The 19,678-nt window shown below is 69.2% G+C and carries 19 protein-coding genes; all 19 read right to left on the reverse strand.

Annotation, left to right across the window (positions count from 1 at the left end; translation table 11 throughout):
* Window positions 1-19 precede the first annotated feature (19 nt).
* Entirely contained in the window at window positions 20-763 is a 744-nt protein-coding gene (gene hisA, locus AC3ANR_RS17840) for a 1-(5-phosphoribosyl)-5-[(5-phosphoribosylamino)methylideneamino]imidazole-4-carboxamide isomerase (protein ID WP_488289445.1), read from the reverse strand.
* 60 nt (window positions 764-823) lie between these two features.
* A complete protein-coding gene (gene hisH / locus AC3ANR_RS17845) occupies window positions 824-1,468 on the reverse strand; it encodes an imidazole glycerol phosphate synthase subunit HisH (protein WP_488289446.1) in 645 nt (214 codons plus the stop codon).
* A 34-nt stretch (window positions 1,469-1,502) separates the two neighbouring features.
* Window positions 1,503-2,102 carry an imidazoleglycerol-phosphate dehydratase HisB gene (hisB, locus tag AC3ANR_RS17850; RefSeq protein WP_488289447.1) on the reverse strand — a complete coding sequence of 200 codons (600 nt, stop codon included), beginning with the start codon at window positions 2,100-2,102 and terminating at the stop codon, window positions 1,503-1,505.
* A gap of 58 nt (window positions 2,103-2,160) precedes the next feature.
* On the reverse strand, window positions 2,161-3,237 hold the full coding sequence (hisC, locus tag AC3ANR_RS17855; protein WP_488289448.1) for a histidinol-phosphate transaminase: 1,077 nt from the start codon (window positions 3,235-3,237) through the stop codon (window positions 2,161-2,163).
* On the reverse strand, window positions 3,234-4,553 hold the full coding sequence (gene hisD, locus AC3ANR_RS17860) for a histidinol dehydrogenase (RefSeq protein WP_488289449.1): 1,320 nt from the start codon (window positions 4,551-4,553) through the stop codon (window positions 3,234-3,236). Before hisD ends, hisC begins: the two co-directional genes overlap by 4 nt.
* A complete protein-coding gene (gene hisG / locus AC3ANR_RS17865; RefSeq protein WP_488289450.1) occupies window positions 4,550-5,203 on the reverse strand; it encodes an ATP phosphoribosyltransferase in 654 nt (217 codons plus the stop codon). The genes hisD and hisG overlap by 4 nt, the downstream gene beginning before the upstream one ends.
* Window positions 5,200-6,468, reverse strand: coding sequence for a UDP-N-acetylglucosamine 1-carboxyvinyltransferase (murA, locus tag AC3ANR_RS17870; protein ID WP_488289451.1), 1,269 nt, complete (start codon window positions 6,466-6,468; stop codon window positions 5,200-5,202). The genes hisG and murA overlap by 4 nt, the downstream gene beginning before the upstream one ends.
* A gap of 10 nt (window positions 6,469-6,478) precedes the next feature.
* A complete protein-coding gene (locus AC3ANR_RS17875; RefSeq protein ID WP_488289452.1) occupies window positions 6,479-6,721 on the reverse strand; it encodes a BolA family protein in 243 nt (80 codons plus the stop codon).
* Between the two features lie 18 nt (window positions 6,722-6,739).
* On the reverse strand, window positions 6,740-7,507 hold the full coding sequence (locus tag AC3ANR_RS17880) for an ABC transporter permease (RefSeq protein WP_488289453.1): 768 nt from the start codon (window positions 7,505-7,507) through the stop codon (window positions 6,740-6,742).
* On the reverse strand, window positions 7,504-8,427 hold the full coding sequence (locus tag AC3ANR_RS17885; protein WP_488289454.1) for an ABC transporter ATP-binding protein: 924 nt from the start codon (window positions 8,425-8,427) through the stop codon (window positions 7,504-7,506). The genes AC3ANR_RS17880 and AC3ANR_RS17885 overlap by 4 nt, the downstream gene beginning before the upstream one ends.
* Window positions 8,428-8,496: 69 nt before the next feature.
* Window positions 8,497-8,772: an STAS domain-containing protein gene (locus tag AC3ANR_RS17890; protein WP_488289455.1), complete on the reverse strand. Its 276-nt coding sequence runs from the start codon at window positions 8,770-8,772 to the stop codon at window positions 8,497-8,499.
* A gap of 6 nt (window positions 8,773-8,778) precedes the next feature.
* Window positions 8,779-9,441 (reverse strand): MlaC/ttg2D family ABC transporter substrate-binding protein, encoded by a 663-nt coding sequence (locus AC3ANR_RS17895; protein ID WP_488289456.1) that lies wholly within the window; start codon window positions 9,439-9,441, stop codon window positions 8,779-8,781.
* Between the two features lie 105 nt (window positions 9,442-9,546).
* Entirely contained in the window at window positions 9,547-10,332 is a 786-nt protein-coding gene (locus tag AC3ANR_RS17900) for an MlaA family lipoprotein (protein ID WP_488289457.1), read from the reverse strand.
* On the reverse strand, window positions 10,329-10,826 hold the full coding sequence (gene mlaD / locus AC3ANR_RS17905) for an outer membrane lipid asymmetry maintenance protein MlaD (RefSeq protein WP_488289458.1): 498 nt from the start codon (window positions 10,824-10,826) through the stop codon (window positions 10,329-10,331). Before mlaD ends, AC3ANR_RS17900 begins: the two co-directional genes overlap by 4 nt.
* Window positions 10,827-10,836: 10 nt before the next feature.
* Window positions 10,837-11,619, reverse strand: a complete 783-nt coding sequence (gene mlaE, locus AC3ANR_RS17910) for a lipid asymmetry maintenance ABC transporter permease subunit MlaE (RefSeq protein ID WP_488289459.1) — start codon at window positions 11,617-11,619, stop codon at window positions 10,837-10,839.
* Window positions 11,616-12,434 (reverse strand): ABC transporter ATP-binding protein, encoded by an 819-nt coding sequence (locus AC3ANR_RS17915; RefSeq protein WP_488289460.1) that lies wholly within the window; start codon window positions 12,432-12,434, stop codon window positions 11,616-11,618. The genes mlaE and AC3ANR_RS17915 overlap by 4 nt, the downstream gene beginning before the upstream one ends.
* A 127-nt stretch (window positions 12,435-12,561) precedes the next feature.
* Window positions 12,562-14,028: a glutamate synthase subunit beta gene (locus AC3ANR_RS17920; RefSeq protein WP_488289461.1), complete on the reverse strand. Its 1,467-nt coding sequence runs from the start codon at window positions 14,026-14,028 to the stop codon at window positions 12,562-12,564.
* A 27-nt stretch (window positions 14,029-14,055) separates the two neighbouring features.
* Complete coding sequence (locus AC3ANR_RS17925) at window positions 14,056-18,786, reverse strand: glutamate synthase-related protein (RefSeq protein WP_488289462.1); 4,731 nt, start codon at window positions 18,784-18,786, stop codon at window positions 14,056-14,058.
* Window positions 18,787-18,922: 136 nt separating this feature from the next.
* Complete coding sequence (locus AC3ANR_RS17930) at window positions 18,923-19,618, reverse strand: REP-associated tyrosine transposase (protein WP_488289463.1); 696 nt, start codon at window positions 19,616-19,618, stop codon at window positions 18,923-18,925.
* Window positions 19,619-19,678: the final 60 nt, after the last annotated feature.

Consider the following 19,678-nt stretch of genomic DNA (forward strand, 5'->3'; position numbering starts at 1 on the left):
CCCCGGGGCGCGCGGCGCCTCAGCCGGTGGAAAGTTCGTCGGCCTTGGCCTGCGCCTGCACGAAGTCCAGGTCGCCGGAATAGATGGCGCGCCCGCAGATGACGCCCTCGATGCCCTCGTCCTCCACGGCGCACAGCTGCTCGACGTCCGCCAGCCCGGCCAGCCCGCCCGAGGCGATGACCGGGATGGTCAGGGCCTGCGCGAGCTTCACCGTCGCCTCGACGTTGATGCCCGTGAGCATGCCGTCGCGGCCGATGTCGGTGTAGACGATGGACTCCACGCCCCAGTCCTCGAACTTGCGCGCGAGGTCCGCCACCTCGTGGCCGGTGAGCTTGCTCCAACCGTCGGTGGCGACCTTGCCGTCCTTGGCGTCCAGCCCCACGATGATGTGGCCGCCGAAGGCGCTGCACGCGTCCTTCAGGAAGCCGGGGTTCTTGACCGCCGCGGTGCCGATGATCACGTAGCGCAGCCCGGCGTCGATGTACTTCTCGATCGTGTCCAGGTCACGGATGCCGCCGCCCAGCTGCACGGGAATGTCGTCGCCCACGGCCTTGAGGATGGCGCGCACGGCGGCGAAGTTCTGCGGCTTGCCGGCGAAGGCGCCGTTCAGGTCGACCAGGTGCAGCCGGCGGGCGCCCTTGGACAGCCAGTGGCGCGCCATGGCCGCCGGATCCTCGCTGAAGACGGTGGCTTGGTCCATGTCGCCCTGTTTCAGGCGCACGCAGTGACCGTCTTTCAGGTCGATGGCGGGGATCAGCAGCATGTGACGGCGAGAGGGATGGCGGAGACTGCGGGGGGTGATGGATGGCGGCGCACCGGGCCGTCAGGGAGTCCAGCGCAGGAAGTTTCGGTAGAGGGCCAGGCCGGCGTCAGCGCTTTTCTCGGGGTGGAACTGGGTCGCAAAAATATTATCGCGGGCCAGCACGGCGGTAAAGCGGCCGCCATAGTCGGCCTCGCCCGCGCTGTGGCGCGCATCCGACGGCCTGGCGTAGAAGCTGTGCACGAAATAGAACCAGGCTCCCTCGGCGATGCCGTCCCACATCGGGTGCGGCTGCGTCTGCAGCACCTGGTTCCAGCCCATTTGCGGCACCTTGTAGCGGCTGCCGTCGGGCTGCAGCCGGCCGGCCAGGTCGAACCGGCGCACCTCGCCGGGGACGAGGCCCAGGCCGGCGCTCGGGCCCTCCTCGCTGCGATCGAGCAGCATCTGCATGCCCACGCAGACGCCGAACAGCGGCTTGGCGGCCGCCGCTTCCAGCACCGCTTCGCGCAGCCCCGAATCGCGCAGCTCGCGCATGCAGTCGGGCATGGCGCCCTGCCCGGGCAGCACGATGCGGTCGGCGGCGCGGACCTCGTCGGCGCGCGAGGTGATCACGGCCTCGAAGCCGCTGCCCTGGGCTGCGTGCAGCACGGCCTGGGACACCGAGCGCAGGTTGCCCATTCCGTAATCGACGACCGCGACGGTTTTCATCTGTGAGGCGACGCCGGCACGGCGCCCGGCAGGATCAGAGGGAGCCCTTGGTGGACGGGATGGTGCCCGCGGCGCGCGGGTCGAGCTCGACCGCCGCGCGCAGGGCGCGGGCGAACGCCTTGAAGACGGTCTCGCACTGGTGGTGCGCGTTCTCGCCCCGCAGGTTGTCGATGTGCAGCGTGACGAACGCGTGGTTGACGAATCCCTGGAAGAACTCGTGCGCGAGCTGGGTGTCGAAGGTGCCGATCGCGCCGCTCTTGAACGGCACGTTCATCACCAGGCCGGGGCGGCCCGAGAAGTCGACCACCACGCGCGACAGCGCCTCGTCGAGCGGCACGTAGGCATGGCCGTAGCGGCGGATGCCCTTCTTGTCGCCGATCGCCTTGGCGACCGCCTGGCCGAAGGTGATGCCCACGTCCTCGACGGTGTGGTGGCCGTCGATGTGCAGGTCGCCCTGGGCCTGGATGTCCAGGTCCACCAGGCCGTGGCGGGCGATCTGGTCCAGCATGTGGTCGAAGAAGCCGATGCCGGTGGCCAGGCGCGCCTGCCCCGTGCCGTCGAGGTTGACCTTGGCGGTGATGCGGGTCTCGGCGGTGTTGCGGGTGATCTCGGCGGTGCGAGCGGTCGTGGTCATTCGGAATCCTCCGTGCTTCGCGTTGCGAAGCGGGCACCTTCGGTCGGCCGGGCGGTGCTCACAGGCTTGCCTGCAGGGCCGCCAGCATCTGCGCGTTCTCGTCCGCCGTGCCGACGGTCAGGCGCAGGCAGTTGGCCAGCAACGGGTGCATTGTAGAAACGTTCTTCACCAGCACGCCGCGCGCCTTCATGCCCTCGAAGGCGCGGCGCGCATCGGGCACCCGAACGAGCACCATGTTGGCGTCGCTGCGCCAGGCCTTCACCGCCGGCATGGCGGCCAGGCGTTCGAGCAGCCGGGCGCGCTCCACGCGCAGTTCGGCGGCCTGGGCGGCGAACACGTCCGCGTGCTCCAGCGCGAACAGCGCCGCTTCGGCGTTCAGCACGCTCACGTTGTACGGCGGGCGCACCTTGTCGATCTGGGCGACCAGCGCCGAGCGGCCCACCAGGTAGCCGATGCGCACGCCGGCCAGGCCGAACTTGCTGAGCGTGCGCATCAGCAGCACGTGCTCGTGGCGGCCGATGCGGTCGATGTAGCTGCGGCTGGCGAACGGCTGGTAGGCCTCGTCCATCACCACCAGCCCCGGCGCGGCGTGCACGATGCGCTCGATGACGGCGTCGTCCCAGAGGTTGGCGGTCGGGTTGTTCGGATAGGCCAGGTAGACGATGGCCGGCTGGTGGCGCTCGATCGCGGCCAGCATGGCGTGCTCGTCCAGCTCGAAATCGGCCGTGAGGTCCACGGGCACGAAGCGCAGCCCCTGCAGCTGGGCGCTCATGGCGTACATCACGAATCCCGGCGCGGGCGCCAGGATGGTGGCGCCGGGCAGGTCGCAGGCCATCGCCAGCAACGAGATGAGCTCGTCCGACCCGTTGCCCAGCACCAGGCCGAAACCGGCCGGGACCTCGGCGTACGCCTTCAGCGCCTGGCGCAGCACCTCGATGCGCTCGCCGGGATAGCGGTTCAGGGCGACCGCGCCGAGGCGCTCGCCCAGCTCGCGCTGCAGCGTGGCGGACAGCCGGTGCGGGTTCTCCATCGCGTCCAGCTTCACCAGGCCGGCGGACGGCTGGACGGCGTAGGCATGCATGCCCTGCACGTCCGAGCGCAGCAGGCGCGCGATGCGGTCGGGCAGCGGATTCATGGCTTGAGCCTCATCTCGGCCGCGCGGGCATGGGCCTGCAGGCCCTCGCCGTGCGCCAGCACAGAGGCGATGCGGCCGAGCGTCTGGGCGCCCTGCTCGCTCACCTCGATCAGGCTGCTGCGCTTCTGGAAGTCGTACACGCCCAGCGGGCTGGAAAAGCGCGCCGTGCTGCTGGTGGGCAGCACGTGGTTGGGGCCGGCGCAGTAGTCGCCCAGGCTCTCGCTGGTGTAGGCGCCCAGGAAGATGGCGCCGGCATGGCGCAGCAGCGGCTCCCAGCGCTGCGGCTCGCCGCTGGCGATCTCCAGGTGTTCGGGCGCGATGCGGTTGCTGATCTCGCAAGCCTCCTGCATCGAGCGAGTGTGGATCAGGGCGCCGCGCCCGTCGAGCGACTTGCGGATGATCTCGGCCCGCGGCATCTGTGGCAGCAGGCGGTCGATCGCCTGCTGCACCTGCTCGATGTAGCCGGCATCCGGGCACAGCAGGATGCTCTGCGCCAGTTCGTCGTGCTCGGCCTGCGAGAACAGGTCCATCGCCACCCAGTCGGCCGGCGTGGTGCCGTCGGCGAGCACGAGGATCTCGCTCGGGCCGGCGATCATGTCGATGCCGACCTGGCCGAACACGCGGCGCTTGGCGCTGGCCACGTAGGCGTTGCCCGGCCCGGTGATCTTGTCCACGCGCGGCACGGTCTCGGTGCCGTAGGCCAGCGCCGCCACGGCCTGCGCGCCGCCGATGGCGAACGCGCGATGCACGCCGGCCACGTGGGCCGCCGCAAGCACCAGCGGGTTGCGTTCGCCGCGCGGCGTGGGCACCACCATCACGATCTCGGGCACGCCCGCCACGTGGGCCGGAATGGCGTTCATCAGCACCGACGACGGGTAGGCCGCCTTGCCGCCGGGCACGTAGATGCCCACGCGGTCGAGCGGCGTGACCTTCTGCCCCAGCAGCGTGCCGTCGGCGTCGCGGTAGCTCCAGCTCTCGCCGCTGGCGCGCTTTTGCGCCTCGTGGTAGCTGCGCACGCGGGCGGCGGCCGTCTCGAGGGCGGTGCGCTGCGCGGCCGGCAGCGCGTCGAACGCCGCCTTCAGCTCGTGCGCGGTCAGCTCCAGCTGCTGCAGGCTGTCGGCCTGCAAGCCGTCGAACCGGCGGGTGTACTCCAGCACCGCCGCGTCGCCGCGCTCGCGCACGGCGGCGAGGATCTCGCCCACCGCCTGTTCGACCTGCGCATCGGTATCCGCCGACCAGTGCAGGCGGGCCGCGAACGCGGCCTCGAAGCCGGCATCGGCGGTGGACAGGCGAAGGGGTCGGGCTGCAGCAGTCATGGGGCGGCGGCGCCGCTGGCGCTGGCGCGGGCGAAGGCGTCGATCAGGCGCCGCATCGGCACCTGCTTGAGCTTGAGGGCGGCCTGGTTGACCACCAGGCGGGAGCTGATGTCCATGATGCGCTCCACCTCGACGAGGTGGTTCGCCTTGAGCGTGCCGCCGGTGGACACCAGGTCGACGATGGCGTCGGCCAGCCCCGTGAGCGGCGCCAGTTCCATGCTGCCGTACAGCTTGATCAGGTCCACGTGCACGCCCTTGGCGGCGAAGAACTCGCGCGCGATGGCGACGTACTTGGTGGCCACGCGCAGGCGCGAGCCCTGGCGCACGGCGCTGGCGTAGTCGAAGTCCGCGCGCACGGCGACGCTGACGCGGCACCGGGCGATGCCCAGGTCCAGCGGCTGGTACAGGCCCTGGTTGCCGTGCTCGATCAGCGTGTCCAGCCCCGTGACGCCGAGGTCGGCGCCGCCGTACTGCACGTAGGTGGGCACGTCGGTGGCGCGAACGAGCACGACGCGCACGTCCGGCTGGTTGGTGACCAGGATCAGCTTGCGCGAGGTCTCGGGGTCCTCGAGCACCTCGACGCCGGCCGCCTTCAGCAGCGGCAGCGTCTCGTCGAAGATGCGTCCCTTGGACAGGGCCAGGGTGATCATGCGGACACGCGCTCGATGTCGGCGCCGATGGCGGCGAGCTTGGCTTCCATCCGGTCGTAGCCGCGGTCCAGGTGGTAGATGCGGTCGACCAGCGTCTGGCCCTCGGCCACGAGGCCGGCGATCACCAGGCTGGCCGACGCGCGCAGGTCGGTGGCCATCACGGCCGCACCCGACAGCTGGGGAACGCCCTCCATCACCGCCACCTTGCCGTCCACCTGGATGCGCGCCCCCAGGCGCAGCAGCTCGTTGACGTGCATGAAGCGGTTCTCGAAGATCGTCTCGGTGACGTGCGAGGCGCCTTCGGAGATGGCGTTCAGGGCCATGAACTGGGCCTGCATATCGGTCGGAAAGCCGGGGTATTCGGTGGTGCGGAAGCTCTGCGCCTTCAGCCGGCCCTGCGACGCCACGCGGATGCCGCCGTCCACCGCGGTCACGGTGGCGCCGGCCTGGCGCAGCTTCTCGATCACCGCCTCCAGGTGGTCGGCGCGCCCGTGGCGCAGCAGCACGTCGCCGCCGGTGGCGGCCACCGCGCACAGGAACGTGCCGGCCTCGATGCGGTCGGCGACCACCGGGTGCGTGCAACCGGCCAGCCGGGGCACGCCCTGGATGCGGATGCGGCTCGTGCCATGGCCTTCGATGCGCGCGCCCATGCGGATCAGCATCTCGGCCAGGTCGGCGATTTCGGGCTCCTGGGCGGCGTTCTCCAGCACCGTCTCGCCCTCGGCGAGGGCGGCGGCCATCAGGAAGTTCTCGGTGCCGGTGACGGTCACCATGTCGGTGGTGATGCTCGCGCCGCGCAGGCGCTCGCGGCCCTTGGGCAGCCGGGCGATGATGTAGCCGTGCTCGACCACGATCTCGGCGCCCATCTGCTGCAGGCCCTTGATGTGCTGGTCCACCGGCCGCGAGCCGATGGCGCAGCCGCCCGGCAGCGACACCGTGGCCTCGCCGAAGCGCGCCAGCAGCGGCCCGAGGGCGAGCACCGAGGCGCGCATCGTCTTGACCAGCTCGTACGGCGCCTCGGGCGACGTGAGCGAGCCGGCGCCGATGCGCACGCTGCCGTCCTCGCCGCGGTGCGTCTCCACGCCCATGTTGCGCAGCAGCTTGAGCATGGTGTTGACGTCCTGCAGGTGCGGGACGTTCTCGAGCGTGACGGGCTCGTCGGTGAGCAGCGCGGCGCACAGCTCCGGCAACGCCGCGTTCTTGGCGCCGGAAATGCGGACCTCGCCGTGGAGCTGTCGGCCCCCGCGAATCAGTAGCTTGTCCATCGAGGCAGGATCAGTGGTGTTGGGCGGCCCACTCGGCCGGTGTCAGCGTGCGCATCGACAGCGCATGGACCTCGTCCGTGTGCATTCTCGCACCCAGGGTGGCGTACACCTGCTGGTGGCGCTGGATCGGGCGCTTGCCCTCGAAGGCGGCCGAGACGATGACGGCCGACCAGTGGCGGCCGTCGCCTTCCACCTGCAGGTGGTCGCACGGCAGCCCGGCGGCGATGAGGGAGCGCAGTTCGTCGGCGGTCATGGGGAGGTGGTGCTGTTTTCAGCCCCGGATCTTGTAGCCGATGCGCAGCAGGTGCACCGCGACGGCGCTCACGACCAGCATGGCGGTGCCGACGATGGCCAGGCTGAGCCAGGGCGAGACGTCGCTGACGCCGAAGAAGCCGTAGCGGAACCCGTCGATCATGTAGAAGAACGGGTTGAGGTGGCTCACGCCCTGCCAGAACGGGGGCAGCGAATGGATGGAATAGAACACGCCGGACAGGAACGTCATCGGCATGATGACGAAGTTCTGGAACGCGGCCATCTGGTCGAATTTCTCCGCCCACAGGCCGGCGATGACGCCCAGCGCGCCCAGCATGCCGGCGCCCAGCAGCGCGAACACGAGGATCCACAGCGGGGCGGCGAACTGCGGGCGGGCGAAGAACGAGGTAACCAGGAACACGCCCAGGCCCACGGCCAGCCCGCGGGCGACCGAGGAGCCGACGTAGGCGACGAACCAGCTCCAGTGCGACAGCGGCGTGAGCAGCACGAAGACCAGGTTGCCCATGATCTTGCTCTGGATCAGGGACGAGGAGCTGTTGGCGAACGCGTTCTGCAGCACGCTCATCATCACCAGGCCGGGCACCAGGAAGGCGGTGTACGGGATGCTGCCGTAGACCTTCACCTGGCCCTCGAGCACGTGGCCGAAGATCAGCAGGTACAGCATCGCGGTCAGTATGGGCGCCGCCACCGTCTGGAAGCTCACCTTCCAGAACCGCAGCACTTCCTTGTACAGCAGGGTCTGCCAGCCGCCGGCGAAGGTCGTCATGCGGCCACCCGTTGCTGGTACTCGGCCGACATGACGTCCAGGAACACGTCCTCCAGGTCGGGCTTGCGGATCTCGACGTCCTCCACGCGCAGGCCGGCCTGGCGGATGGTGGCCAGGTAGGTCTCGATCTCGTGCGCGTCGTGAGCGGGCAGCTGCACGATGCGCCCCGTGACGCGGGCCTTGTCGGCGAACTGCGGCGGCAGGTCGCGGTCGATCTTGAAGCGCAGCACGTTGCTGGAGGCGGCCTTGAGCAGGTCGCTGGTGCGCTCCAGGGCGACCACGCGGCCGGCCTTGAGCATGGCGATGCGACCGCACAGGGCCTCGGCCTCCTCCAGGTAGTGCGTGGTCAGCAGCACCGTGTGCCCCTGCCGGTTCAACTTCGCGATGAACTGCCACAGCGTCTGGCGCAGTTCCACGTCGACGCCCGCGGTCGGCTCGTCGAGCACGATCACCGGCGGCTTGTGCACCAGCGCCTGGGCGACGAGCACCCGGCGCTTCATGCCGCCGGACAGCTGGCGCATGTTGGAGTTGGCCTTGTCCGCCAGGCCCAGGCTCTCGAGCAGCTCGGAGATCCAGGCCTCGTTGTTGCGCATGCCGAAGTAGCCGGACTGGATGCGCAGCGCCTCGCGGACGGTGAAGAAGGGGTCGAACACCAACTCCTGCGGGACGACCCCGAGGTCGCGGCGCGCCAGCGCATAGTCGGCCTGCACGTCGTGCCCACGCACGGCGATGCGGCCTCCGGTCGGCCGCGCCAGGCCCGCCAGGATGCTGATGAGGGTGGTCTTGCCCGCGCCGTTGGGCCCCAGCAGGCCGAAGAACTCGCCGTCCTCGATGTCGAAGCTGACGTGGTCCAGGGCCGTGAGGGAGCCGCGCGCCGACCGGAAGGTCTTGCTGACAGACTGAAACGAGATCGCGGGCATGAGAGCCCGCCATTTTAGGCGGTGGGCATCACCCGCGCCGGCGCCGGGACTCCGGCCACCCCGGGCACCCTAGGCCGCGGGCGCGGCCAGCAGCTCGGAGACGCCGTAGACGCCGGCCAGCTCGCGCAGCCGCGGCGGCATGTTCGCGACGGCGAACGTCAGGCCCAGCGCCATCGCCTCCCGGCGGGTTTCCAGCAGGACGGCCAGCGCGGAGGAGTCGAATTGCTGCAGCGCCGCCCCGTCCGCGACGGCCTGCGGCTTGGGCTGCGAGCGCAGCGCCTGGGCCAGCATCCGGGCGCAGGCGGGCGCCTCGTCGTGCGTGAGACGGGCCGGCAGCACCAGCATGCGGCCTCAGCCCTTCTTGCCGTTGCCGGCGTTGCCCGCGTTGCTGCGATTGCGGTCGGCCAGCGCGGCGATCAGGCCGTCGACGCCCTTGGCGTTGATCTCCTGCGCGAACTGGCTGCGGTAGGTTTCCACCAGCCACACGCCCAGCACGTTCAGGTTGTAGATCTTCCAGCCGGTGCCCTCGCCCGGCGTCTTCTCCATCCGGTAATCCAGCTGGATCGGGTCGCCCCGGCCGCGGATCTCGGTGCGCACGACCACTTCCTTGTCGTCCGCCGACGAACGCATCGGCTTGACCGTGATGGTCTGGTCGTCCACCTGCGACAGCGCGCCCGCGTAGGTGCGCACCAGCAGGATCTTGAACTCGTCCTGCAGGCGCTTCTTCTGCTCCGGGGTGGCCTGGCGCCAGGCCGGGCCGACCGCGGCGGCCGTCATGCGCTGGAAGTTCACGTTCGGCATGATCTTGGTGTCCACCAGCGCCATGATCCGGTCGATGTCGCCGGACTTGACGGACTTGTCGGACTTGATCGCGCCCAGGGTGTCCTCGGACAGGCGCTTGATCATCACGTCGGGCGCCTCGTCGGCGGCCCAGGCGACGGAGGGCAGGCCGGCGCCGGCGACTGCCAGAGCCAGGAAAGCGGCCGCGAGGCGGCCCAGGGTACGTCGGTTCATCAGGGGTCCTTCTTTTTCGGATGCGGTCGAGCCGCCTTCCCAGTTGGAACCCGGCAACGCGGCCGGGTTCCGGCGCAGGCGGCCCGCCTGCAACAGGATGCAACTCTAGCGCGTCGATCCGCCGCCCTTGGGGGCGGGTTCGGGCTTCTCCGCGTCGCTGCCCTCGTCCGGATCCTCGCTACGGGGGCCGGATTCGAAGATTTCCGAACGGCGGCGCTGCAGGTAGGCGTCGCGGGTGAAGCTGTACTTGTCCAGCGCGGCGCCTTCGAGCACGTCGCCCACGCGCAGCAGGTTGGCGCGCACGTCCACCACCCGCAGGGCGTAGAGGCTGTCGCGCGTCGCCTCGGGATTGAGGTGGTAGAGCGGGTCCCCGCGCCAGTCGACCGGCAGGGCCGCCGTGTCGCGCAGGGTCGACGGGCCGAGGATCGGCAGCACCACGTACGGGCCGGCGGGGACACCCCAGCGGCCCAGGGTCTGGCCGAAGTCTTCCTTGTGGCGCTCGATGTTCATCTCGCTGGCGATGTCCAGCACGCCCGCGAAGCCGAACACCGTGTTGACCGAGAAGCGCATCCAGTTCTCGGCCGCGTTCTGCAGTTTCAGCTGCAGCACACTGTTGACGGACGACCAAGCGTCGCCGAGGTTGCCGAAGAAGTTCGAGACGCCGGTGCGCGCGAGCGGCGGCACCTTCTCGCGGTAGAACGTGGCGGTGGGCTTGAGCACCACGGCGTCGACGCCCTCGTTGAACTTGGAGACCTCGCGGTTGAACGGCTCGAACGGGTCGCGCGGATTGCGGGCCGGCCCGCTGGCGCAGCCGCCGACAGCGAGCAGCGCCCCGGCAAGCACTGCCAGGAGCGCCGGCCGCCAAGCGGGAAACGGTCGCGCCAGCTTCATTGTTTCTTGTTCGTGGTTGCCGGTTGTGCGCTGCTGCCACCCTCGGCCGCCTTGCTGTAGAGGAACTGGCCGATGAGGTTCTCGAGCACCACCGCGGATTGCGTGCTGGAGATGGTATCCCCCTGCGCCAGGGTCTTCTCGTCAGACCCCGCCTCGACTCCGATGTACTGCTCGCCCAGCAGGCCGCTGGTGAGGATCTTCAGCGAGCTGTCCTTCGGGAACACGTAGCGGCTCTCCAGCGCCAGCGTCACGCGGGCCTGGAAGCTCTTGTCGTCGAAGGTGATGTTGTCGACGCGGCCGACCACCACGCCGGCGCTCTTGACGGCCGCCTTGGGCTTGAGGCCGCCGATGTTGTCGAACTTGGCCGTGACGCGGTACGTCGGCTGGAAGCTCAAGGTCAGCAGGTTGGCCGACTGCAGCGCGAGGAACAGCAGGGCGGCCGCGCCGATCAGCACGAACAGGCCCACCCAGACGTCGTTCTTGTTTCTTTCCATGGCTCGTTTCCTAGATGCTGAACATCATCGCGGTCAGCATGAAATCCAGTCCCAGCACGGACAGCGACCCGACGACCACCGTGCGCGTCGTCGCCCGCGAGACGCCCTCCGGGGTCGGGTGGGCCTCGAAGCCTTCCAGCAGCGCGATGAAAGTCACCGTGATGCCGAAGACGATGCTCTTGATCACGCCGTTGCCGACGTCCTTCCAGACGTCGACGCCGCCCTGCATCTGGCTCCAGAAGGCGCCCGGGTCGACGCCGATCATGATCACGCCGACGACGTAGCCGCCGATGATGCCCACGGCATTGAAGGCGGCGGCCAGCAGGGGCATGGTGATCACGCCGCCCCAGAAGCGCGGCGCCAGGATGCGGCGCACGGGATCGACCGCCATCATCTCCATCGCCGAGAGCTGTTCGCCGGCCTTCATGAGGCCGATCTCCGCCGTCAGCGACGTGCCGGCGCGGCCGGCAAAGAGCAGCGCCGTCACCACCGGCCCGAGTTCGCGCACCAGGGACAGCGCGACCATCAGGCCCAGCGCCTCGGACGAGCCGTAGCGCTGCAGGATGTAGTAGCCCTGCAGGCCGAGCACGAAGCCGACGAACAGGCCCGAGACGGTGATGATCGCCAGCGAGTAGTTGCCCAGGAAATGGATCTGGTCGCGCACCAGGCCGAAGCGCCGCAGGGCGGGGCCGGACAGCTGCAGCAGCCGCCAGAACAGGCGCGTCCCGAGGCCGAGATTGGCCAGCATGCCGCGCGTGGAGCGGCCCACATCGCGGGGATTCCACCAGCTCATCGCGACAGCCCTCCGCCGAAGTCTTCCGCGATGCCGGGGCCCGGATAGTGGAAATGCACGGGACCTTCCGGCCGCGCGTGCACGAATTGCGCCACGAGCGGGTCGGTCGACGCGCGCACCTGCTGCGGCGTGCCCTGGGCGGCGATGCGGCCGTTGGCCAGGATGATCACCTGGTCGGCGATGCGGAAGGTCTCCTCCAGGTCGTGCGAGACGACGATGCTGGTGATGCCCAGCGTGTCGTTCAGCTGTCGGATCAGCTGCGCCGCGGTGCCCAGGGAGATCGGGTCGAGGCCGGCGAACGGCTCGTCGTACATCACCAGGTCGGGGTCGAGCGCGATCGCGCGCGCCAGGGCCACGCGCCGGGCCATGCCGCCCGAGACTTCGCTGGGCATCAGGTCGCGGGCGCCGCGCAGGCCGACCGCATTGAGCTTCATCAGCACGATGTCCCGCACCAGCGTTTCGGACAACCGGGTGTGCTCGCGCAGGGGAAAGGCGACGTTGTCGAACACCGACATGTCGGTGAAGAGGGCGCCGAACTGGAACAGCATGCCCATGCGACGGCGAATCGCGTACAGGCCGGCGCGGTCGAGCTTGGCGATGTCCTGCCCGTCGAACAGCAGGCTGCCCCCCTGGGCGCGGACCTGGCCGCCGATCAGGCGCAACACCGTGGTCTTGCCGCCGCCCGAGGCGCCCATGAGCGCGGTCACCTTGCCGCGCGGCACCGTGAAGCTCACGCCATCGAGGATGCGGCGATCCCCGTAGCCGAAGCTCAGGTCGCGGCAGTCGACGAGTGCGCTGTCGTTCGGGTCGGGCATGCGATGGGGCGGGGCCGGGCTGCGGCCGGCCGGTGTTGGGGAAAACACGGATGATACGGCCCGCCCCGCGATCCTGCCGAGCTGGGCCGCCCGACGGAACGGGCGGCCAGCGTGACGAAAGTCGCAGTCAGCGCGGCAGGTCGCTGAAACCCATCAGGAATTCGTCGACCGACCGCGCGGCCTGGCGTCCCTCGCGGATGGCCCAGACCACCAGCGACTGGCCACGGCGGATGTCGCCGGCGGCGAACACCTTGGGCACGCTGGTGGCGTAGCCGCCGATGAATTCGGTGCTGGCCTTGGCGTTGCCGCGCGCGTCCTTGTCGACGCCGAAGGCGTCGAGCACCGTGGCGACCGGGGCGACGAAGCCCATGGCCAGCAGCACGAGGTCGGCGCGCAGCGTCTGCTCGCTGCCCGGCACCTCGGACATCTTGCCGTCCTTCCACTGCACGCGCACGGTCTTGAGGCCGGTGACCTTGCCCTTCTCGCCGATGAATTCCTTGGTGGCGATGGCGAACTCGCGGTCGCAACCCTCCTCGTGCGAGGAGCTGGTGCGCATCTTGTACGGCCAGTAGGGCCAGGTCAGCTCCTTGTTCTCGTGCTCGGGCGGCTGGGGCATCAGCTCGAACTGCACCACGCTCGCGGCGCCGTGCCGGTTGCTCGTGCCCACGCAGTCGCTGCCGGTGTCGCCGCCGCCGATCACGATCACGTGCTTGCCGTCGGCGCGGATCTGGCCCTTGACCTTGTCGCCGGCGTTGACCTTGTTCTGCTGCGGCAGGAATTCCATCGCGAAGTGCACGCCGTCGAGGTCACGGCCCGGCACCGGCAGGTCGCGCGACTGCTCGGCGCCACCGGCCAGCAGCACGGCGTCGAAGTCCTTGCGCAGCTGCTCGGGCGAGACGGTCTCCTTGGCCCAGTTGGTGACCTTGGAGCCCTTGGGCAGCTCGCCCACCATCACGCCGGTGCGGAACGTCACCCCCTCGGCCTTCATCTGCTCCACGCGGCGGTCGATGTGGCGCTTCTCCATCTTGAAGTCGGGGATGCCGTAGCGCAGCAGGCCACCGGCGCGGTCGTTCTTCTCGAACACCGTCACGTCATGGCCGGCGCGCGCGAGTTGCTGCGCCGCCGCCAGGCCGGCGGGGCCCGATCCCACCACCGCCACCTTCTTGCCCGTCTTCACGCGCGGCGCGCGCGGCTGCACCCAGCCGTGCTCCCAGGCGCGGTCGATGATGGCGTGCTCGAGCGACTTGATGCCCACCGGGTCGTCGTTCACGTTCAGCGTGCAGGCCGCCTCGCAGGGCGCGGGGCAGATGCGGCCGGTGAACTCCGGGAAGTTGTTGGTCGAGTCCAGCACCATCCAGGCGTTCTGCCAGTCCTGGCGGTACACCAGGTCGTTGAAGTCCGGGATGACGTTGTTGACCGGGCAGCCGCTGTTGCAGAACGGCGTGCCGCAGTCCATGCAGCGCGCGCCCTGCACCTTGGCCTGCGCGTCGTCCAGGCCGATGACGAATTCCTTGTAGTGCTTCACGCGCTCGGGCACGGGCTTGTAGCCCTCCTCGACGCGCTCGAACTCCATGAAGCCGGTGACTTTTCCCATGTTCCGTTTCCTCGTTCTTCTGGACGCCTACTTCGCCGCCGCCGGCTCGTGCCTCAACGCCACGTGGGCGTCGTTGCCGGTGCTGGCCTCCTCGACCTCGCGCTCGTGCATCTCGGCCAGCGCCCGCTTGTATTCGTTCGGGAACACCTTGACGAACTTGGCGCGCGAGGTGCTCCAGCTGTCCAGCAGGTCGCGTGCGCGGCGGCTGCCGGTCCAGCGGTTGTGCTCCTCGAGCAGGCGCTTGAGGATCGCCTCGTCGGTCTGGCCGGCGTGGAACCGCGTGCGCGGCGTGGCCGACTTCTGCTCCGCCGAGCCCAGCACGCGGTCGAGCGACACCATGGCCGTGTTGCAGCGGCTGGCGAACTGGCCGTCTTCGTCATAGACGTAGGCGACGCCGCCGGACATGCCGGCGGCGAAGTTGCGGCCGGTCTTGCCCAGCACCACGACCGTGCCGCCGGTCATGTATTCGCAGCCGTGGTCGCCCGTGCCCTCGACCACCGCGGTCGCGCCGGACAGGCGCACCGCGAACCGCTCGCCCGCGACGCCGGCGAAGAACGCCTCGCCGGTGGTGGCGCCATAGAGCGCGGTGTTGCCGATGATGATGTTGCGCGTGGCCTCGCCGCGGAAGTCGATGCTCGGGCGAACGACGATGCGGCCGCCCGATAGGCCCTTGCCGGTGTAGTCGTTGGCGTCGCCGATCAGGTACAGCGTGATGCCGCTGGCCAGGAAGGCGCCGAACGACTGGCCGCCGGTGCCCTCCAGCTGGATGCGGATGGTGTCGTCGGGCAGCCCCTCGGGATGCACCTTGGTCAGCGCGCCCGAGAGCATGGCGCCCACCGAGCGGTTGACGTTGCGCGCCCGTTCCATGAACTGCACGCGCTCGCCGCGCTCGATGGCCGGCTTGCTGCGCTCGATCAGGATGTTGTCCAGGCTCTTGTGCAGGCCGTGGTCCTGCGCGTCCACGTGGAAGCGGGCCACCTCGGTGGGCACGCTGGGCTGCGCCAGCAGGCGGGTGAAGTCCAGGCCGCGCGCCTTCCAGTGCGCGATGCCCTTCTTCATGTCGAGCAGGTCGGTGCGGCCGATCAGGTCGTCGAACTTGCGGATGCCCAGCTGCGCCATGATCTGGCGCACTTCCTCGGCGACGAAGAAGAAGTAGTTGACGACGTGCTCGGGCTTGCCGGCGAACTTCTTGCGCAGCAGCGGGTCCTGCGTGGCCACGCCCACCGGACAGGTGTTCAGGTGGCACTTGCGCATCATGATGCAGCCCTCGACCACCAGCGGCGCGGTGGCGAAGCCGAATTCGTCGGCCCCCAGCAGCGCGCCGATGGCGACGTCGCGGCCGGTCTTCATCTGGCCGTCGGCCTGCACGCGGATGCGGCCACGCAGGCGGTTGAGCACCAGCGTCTGCTGCGTCTCGGCCAGGCCGATCTCCCAGGGGGAGCCGGCGTGCTTGATCGACGACCAGGGCGAGGCACCGGTGCCGCCGTCATGGCCGGCGATCACCACATGGTCGGCCTTGCACTTGGCCACGCCCGCGGCGATGGTGCCCACGCCCACTTCCGAGACCAGCTTGACGCTGACGGAAGCGTGCGGCGCCACGTTCTTCAGGTCGTGGATCAGCTGGGCCAGGTCCTCGATCGAATAGATGTCGTGGTGCGGCGGGGGCGAGATCAGGCCCACGCCCGGCACCGAATAGCGCAGCTTGCCGATGTAGGGCGAGACCTTGCCGCCCGGCAGCTGGCCACCCTCGCCCGGCTTGGCGCCCTGCGCCATCTTGATCTGGATTTGGTCGGACGACGCCAGGTACTCGGCCGTCACGCCGAAGCGGCCGGACGCGACCTGCTTGATGCGCGAGCGCAGCGAATCGCCGTCCTTGAGCGGGATGTCGACCTCGACCACGTCCTTGCCGATGATCTGGGCCATGGTCTGGCCCTGCTTGATCGGGATGCCCTTGAGTTCCTGGCGGTAGCGCGCCGGGTCCTCGCCGCCTTCGCCCGTGTTGCTCTTGCCGCCGATGCGGTTCATCGCGATGGCGAGGGTGGCGTGCGCCTCGGTGGAGATCGAGCCGAGCGACATGGCGCCGGTGGCGAATCGCTTGACGATCTCCTTGGCCGGCTCGACCTCGTCGACCGGGATGGCCCGGGACGGATCGACCCTGAACTCGAACAGGCCGCGCAGCGTCATGTGGCGGCGGCTCTGGTCGTTGACCAGCTGGGCGTACTCCTTGTACGTGCTCCAGTTGTTGGCGCGCGTGCTGTGCTGCAGCTTGGCGATGGCGTCGGGCGTCCACATGTGCTCCTCGCCGCGCGTGCGCCAGGCGTATTCGCCGCCGGCGTCGAGCATGGTGGCGAGCACCGGGTCGCTGCCGAAGGCGGCGCGATGCATGCGGATCGCCTCCTCGGCGATCTCGAACACGCCGATGCCCTCGACGCGGCTGGCGGTGCCGGTGAAGTACTTCTCCACCGTGTCGCTGTTCAGGCCGATGGCCTCGAACAGCTGGGCGCCGCAATAGCTCATGTACGTGCTCACGCCCATCTTGGACATGATCTTGGACAGGCCCTTGCCGATCGCCTTGACGTAGTTGTAGATCGCCTTCTCGGCCGACATCTCGCCGGGCAGGTCCCGGTGGATGGACACCAGCGTCTCCATCGCCAGGTACGGATGCACCGCCTCGGCGCCGTAGCCGGCCAGCACCGCGAAGTGGTGCACCTCGCGCGCGGTGCCGGTCTCGACCACCAGGCCGGCGGTGGTGCGCAGGCCCTCGCGCACCAGGTGCTGGTGGATCGATGACAGCGCGAGCAGCGCGGGGATGGCGACCTGGGTCGCGCTGACAGCGCGGTCGCTGATGATCAGGATGTTCTTGCCGCTCTTGATCGCGTCCACCGCCTCGGCGTTGAGCGAGGCCAGCTTGGCCTCGACGCCTTCGTGCCCCCAGGTCAGCGGGTAGGTGATGTCCAGCTCGTAGCTGCGGAACTTGCCCTGCGTGTGCTTCTCGATGCTGCGCAGCTTGGCCATGTCGGCGAAGTCCAGCACCGGCTGGCTCACCTCCAGCCGCAGCGGCGGGTTGACCTGGTTGATGTCCAGCAGGTTCGGCTTCGGCCCGATGAAGGACACCAGCGACATCACGATCGCCTCGCGGATCGGGTCGATCGGCGGGTTGGTCACCTGCGCGAACAGCTGCTTGAAGTAGTTGAACAGCGGCTTGTTCTTGCTCGACAGCACCGCCAGCGGCGTGTCGTTGCCCATCGAGCCGATGCCCTCCTCGCCGGCGGCGGCCATCGGCGCCATCAGGAACTTGATGTCCTCCTGCGTGTAGCCGAACGCCTGCTGGCGGTCCAGCAGTTCGACGTTGCTCTCGGGCGCGTCACCCGCGTTGTCCGACAGGTCGTCGAGCTTGATGCGCAGGTTCTCGATCCACTGCTTGTACGGGCGGCTGTTGGCCAGCTGGGCCTTGAGCTCCTCGTCGTCGATCATGCGGCCCTGCTCGAGGTCGATCAGGAACATCTTTCCCGGCTGCAGGCGCCACTTGCGCACGATCTTGTTCTCGGGCACCGGCAGCACGCCGGACTCGGACGCCATGATCACCAGATCGTCGTCGGTGACGCAGTAGCGCGAGGGCCGCAGGCCGTTGCGGTCCAGCGTGGCGCCGATCTGGCGGCCGTCGGTGAACACGATGGAGGCCGGGCCGTCCCACGGCTCCAGCATGGCCGCGTGATACTCGTAGAACGCCTTGCGGCGCTCGTCCATCAGCGTGTGCTGCTCCCACGGCTCGGGGATCATCATCATCACGGCCTGGGCCAGCGGGTAGCCGGCCATCGTGAGCAGCTCGAGGCAGTTGTCGAATGTCGCCGTGTCGGACTGGCTGGCGAAGCTGATCGGATAGAGCTTCTTCAGGTCGGCCCCGAGCACCGGCGAGGACATGACGCCTTCGCGGGCGCGCATCCAGTTGTAGTTGCCCTTGACGGTGTTGATCTCGCCGTTGTGGGCGACGTAGCGGTACGGGTGGGCCAGCGGCCACTCGGGGAAGGTGTTGGTCGAGAAGCGCTGGTGCACGAGGGCCAGCGCCGAGACGCAGCGGCGGTCCTTCAGGTCCAGGTAGTAGGTGCCGACCTGGTCGGCCAGCAGCAGGCCCTTGTAGACCACGGTGCGGCTGGACATCGAGGGAACGTAGTACTCCTTCGAGTGCTTCAGGCGCAGGTTCTGGATGGCGGCGCTGGCGGTCTTGCGGATCACGTACAGCTTGCGCTCGAGCGCGTCCTGCACGATCACGTCGGTGCCGCGGCCGATGAACACCTGGCGCAGCACCGGCTCCTTCTGGCGCACGGCGGGCGACATGGGCATGTCGCGGTCGACCGGCACGTCGCGCCAGCCCAGCAGCACCTGCCCTTCGGCCTTGATGGCGCGCTCGAGCTCCTGCTCGCAGGCCAGGCGCGAGGCGTGCTCCTTGGGCAGGAACACCATGCCGACGCCGTACTCGCCGGGCGGGGGCAACTCGATGCCCTGCCTGGCCATTTCCTCGCGATAGAGCGCGTCGGGCAGTTGCAGCAGGATGCCCGCGCCGTCGCCCATGAGCTTGTCGGCGCCGACCGCGCCGCGGTGGTCCAGGTTCTCCAGGATCTTCAGGCCCTGCGTGACGATTGCATGGCTCTTCTCGCCCTTGATGTGGGCCACGAAGCCGACGCCGCAGGCGTCGTGCTCCTGGGTTGCCGAATACAGGCCGTGGTCTTGCAGGTAGGAAATCTCGGCAGCCGTCGTCATGGGCACTCCGGGTCAATACTGATGGCAGGGCCCGCGATCGTAGTGCAGCGCAGCACTCCCGCCAAGCAGAATAATTCGGGGTCAGATTCCAATTTCTGCGGCGGCGCCGACGTCCCCCAATTTAATTGGGGACAGATTAATCGCCGGAAATCTTCCGCGGGCGCCCCGCCGGCTTCGGACTCGGCCGGCGCGGCCCCTCCTGCGCGAGCCGCGAGAGGTACGCCGGATCCCCCACCGCCCAGCCGCGGAACGTCGAGTCGGTCAGCAGGTCCCGCACGGGCGCAGCCACCCCGGCGCCAACCAAGTCGGCGTACGCCTGCTCACGGGCGAAGGGCGTGTTGCCCAACGCCCAGAACAGCGGATGGGGCGTGACAACGCGATCCGAGACGTGGCCCAGGTAGTGGCGATGGCTGGACCAGGGATAGTCCGCCGCCTGGTTCACCATGCCCGCGCGCACGGGGTTGAGGTCGATGTAGACCATGCAGGCCAGCAGGTAGCGCTCGGCCTGGACCAAGGTCGAGCGGTAGCGGCCCTCCCACAATGTGCCGGTGCGCGCGTACCGATCGTTGAAGTAGCGCACATAGCGCCTGCCGACCGCCTGCATGAGCTTGGGCAGGGCCGTGTCGGTCGACGGGGTGGCGAGCAGGTGGACGTGGTTGTCCATCAGCACGTAGGCGTGGATCGCGACGCCCTGCTCCTTCGCGTGCTGCTCGAGCAAGTGCAGGAAGAACTCGCGGTCGGCGTCGCTGGCAAAGATCGCCTGGCGGTTGTTCCCGCGCTGGATCACGTGGTGGGGGTAACCGGCGACGGTGAGGCGGGGGAGGCGGGCCATGAGGCGGTGCTGAATTGGAATCTGACCCCCATTATCAGCGCGCGCCGACGGCGGGGTGGC

The sequence above is a fragment of the Ramlibacter sp. JJN2-2R genome (assembly GCF_057747835.1).

Excerpts from the sequence above, each read along its gene's own strand:
- hisA (WP_488289445.1), bottom strand. The coding sequence starts at position 763 with ATGCTGCTGATCCCCGCCATCGACCTGAAAGACGGTCACTGCGTGCGC.
- AC3ANR_RS17920 (WP_488289461.1), bottom strand. The coding sequence starts at position 14,028 with ATGGGAAAAGTCACCGGCTTCATGGAGTTCGAGCGCGTCGAGGAGGGC.
- hisB (WP_488289447.1), bottom strand. The coding sequence starts at position 2,102 with ATGACCACGACCGCTCGCACCGCCGAGATCACCCGCAACACCGCCGAG.
- AC3ANR_RS17915 (WP_488289460.1), bottom strand. The coding sequence starts at position 12,434 with ATGCCCGACCCGAACGACAGCGCACTCGTCGACTGCCGCGACCTGAGC.
- mlaE (WP_488289459.1), bottom strand. The coding sequence starts at position 11,619 with ATGAGCTGGTGGAATCCCCGCGATGTGGGCCGCTCCACGCGCGGCATG.
- hisH (WP_488289446.1), bottom strand. The coding sequence starts at position 1,468 with ATGAAAACCGTCGCGGTCGTCGATTACGGAATGGGCAACCTGCGCTCG.
- hisD (WP_488289449.1), bottom strand. The coding sequence starts at position 4,553 with ATGACTGCTGCAGCCCGACCCCTTCGCCTGTCCACCGCCGATGCCGGC.
- murA (WP_488289451.1), bottom strand. The coding sequence starts at position 6,468 with ATGGACAAGCTACTGATTCGCGGGGGCCGACAGCTCCACGGCGAGGTC.
- AC3ANR_RS17925 (WP_488289462.1), bottom strand. The coding sequence starts at position 18,786 with ATGACGACGGCTGCCGAGATTTCCTACCTGCAAGACCACGGCCTGTAT.
- AC3ANR_RS17880 (WP_488289453.1), bottom strand. The coding sequence starts at position 7,507 with ATGACGACCTTCGCCGGCGGCTGGCAGACCCTGCTGTACAAGGAAGTG.
- hisG (WP_488289450.1), bottom strand. The coding sequence starts at position 5,203 with ATGATCACCCTGGCCCTGTCCAAGGGACGCATCTTCGACGAGACGCTG.
- AC3ANR_RS17875 (WP_488289452.1), bottom strand. The coding sequence starts at position 6,721 with ATGACCGCCGACGAACTGCGCTCCCTCATCGCCGCCGGGCTGCCGTGC.
- mlaD (WP_488289458.1), bottom strand. The coding sequence starts at position 10,826 with ATGGAAAGAAACAAGAACGACGTCTGGGTGGGCCTGTTCGTGCTGATC.
- AC3ANR_RS17885 (WP_488289454.1), bottom strand. The coding sequence starts at position 8,427 with ATGCCCGCGATCTCGTTTCAGTCTGTCAGCAAGACCTTCCGGTCGGCG.
- AC3ANR_RS17890 (WP_488289455.1), bottom strand. The coding sequence starts at position 8,772 with ATGCTGGTGCTGCCGGCCCGTCTCACGCACGACGAGGCGCCCGCCTGC.
- AC3ANR_RS17930 (WP_488289463.1), bottom strand. The coding sequence starts at position 19,618 with ATGGCCCGCCTCCCCCGCCTCACCGTCGCCGGTTACCCCCACCACGTG.
- AC3ANR_RS17900 (WP_488289457.1), bottom strand. The coding sequence starts at position 10,332 with ATGAAGCTGGCGCGACCGTTTCCCGCTTGGCGGCCGGCGCTCCTGGCA.
- AC3ANR_RS17895 (WP_488289456.1), bottom strand. The coding sequence starts at position 9,441 with ATGAACCGACGTACCCTGGGCCGCCTCGCGGCCGCTTTCCTGGCTCTG.
- hisC (WP_488289448.1), bottom strand. The coding sequence starts at position 3,237 with ATGAATCCGCTGCCCGACCGCATCGCGCGCCTGCTGCGCTCGGACGTG.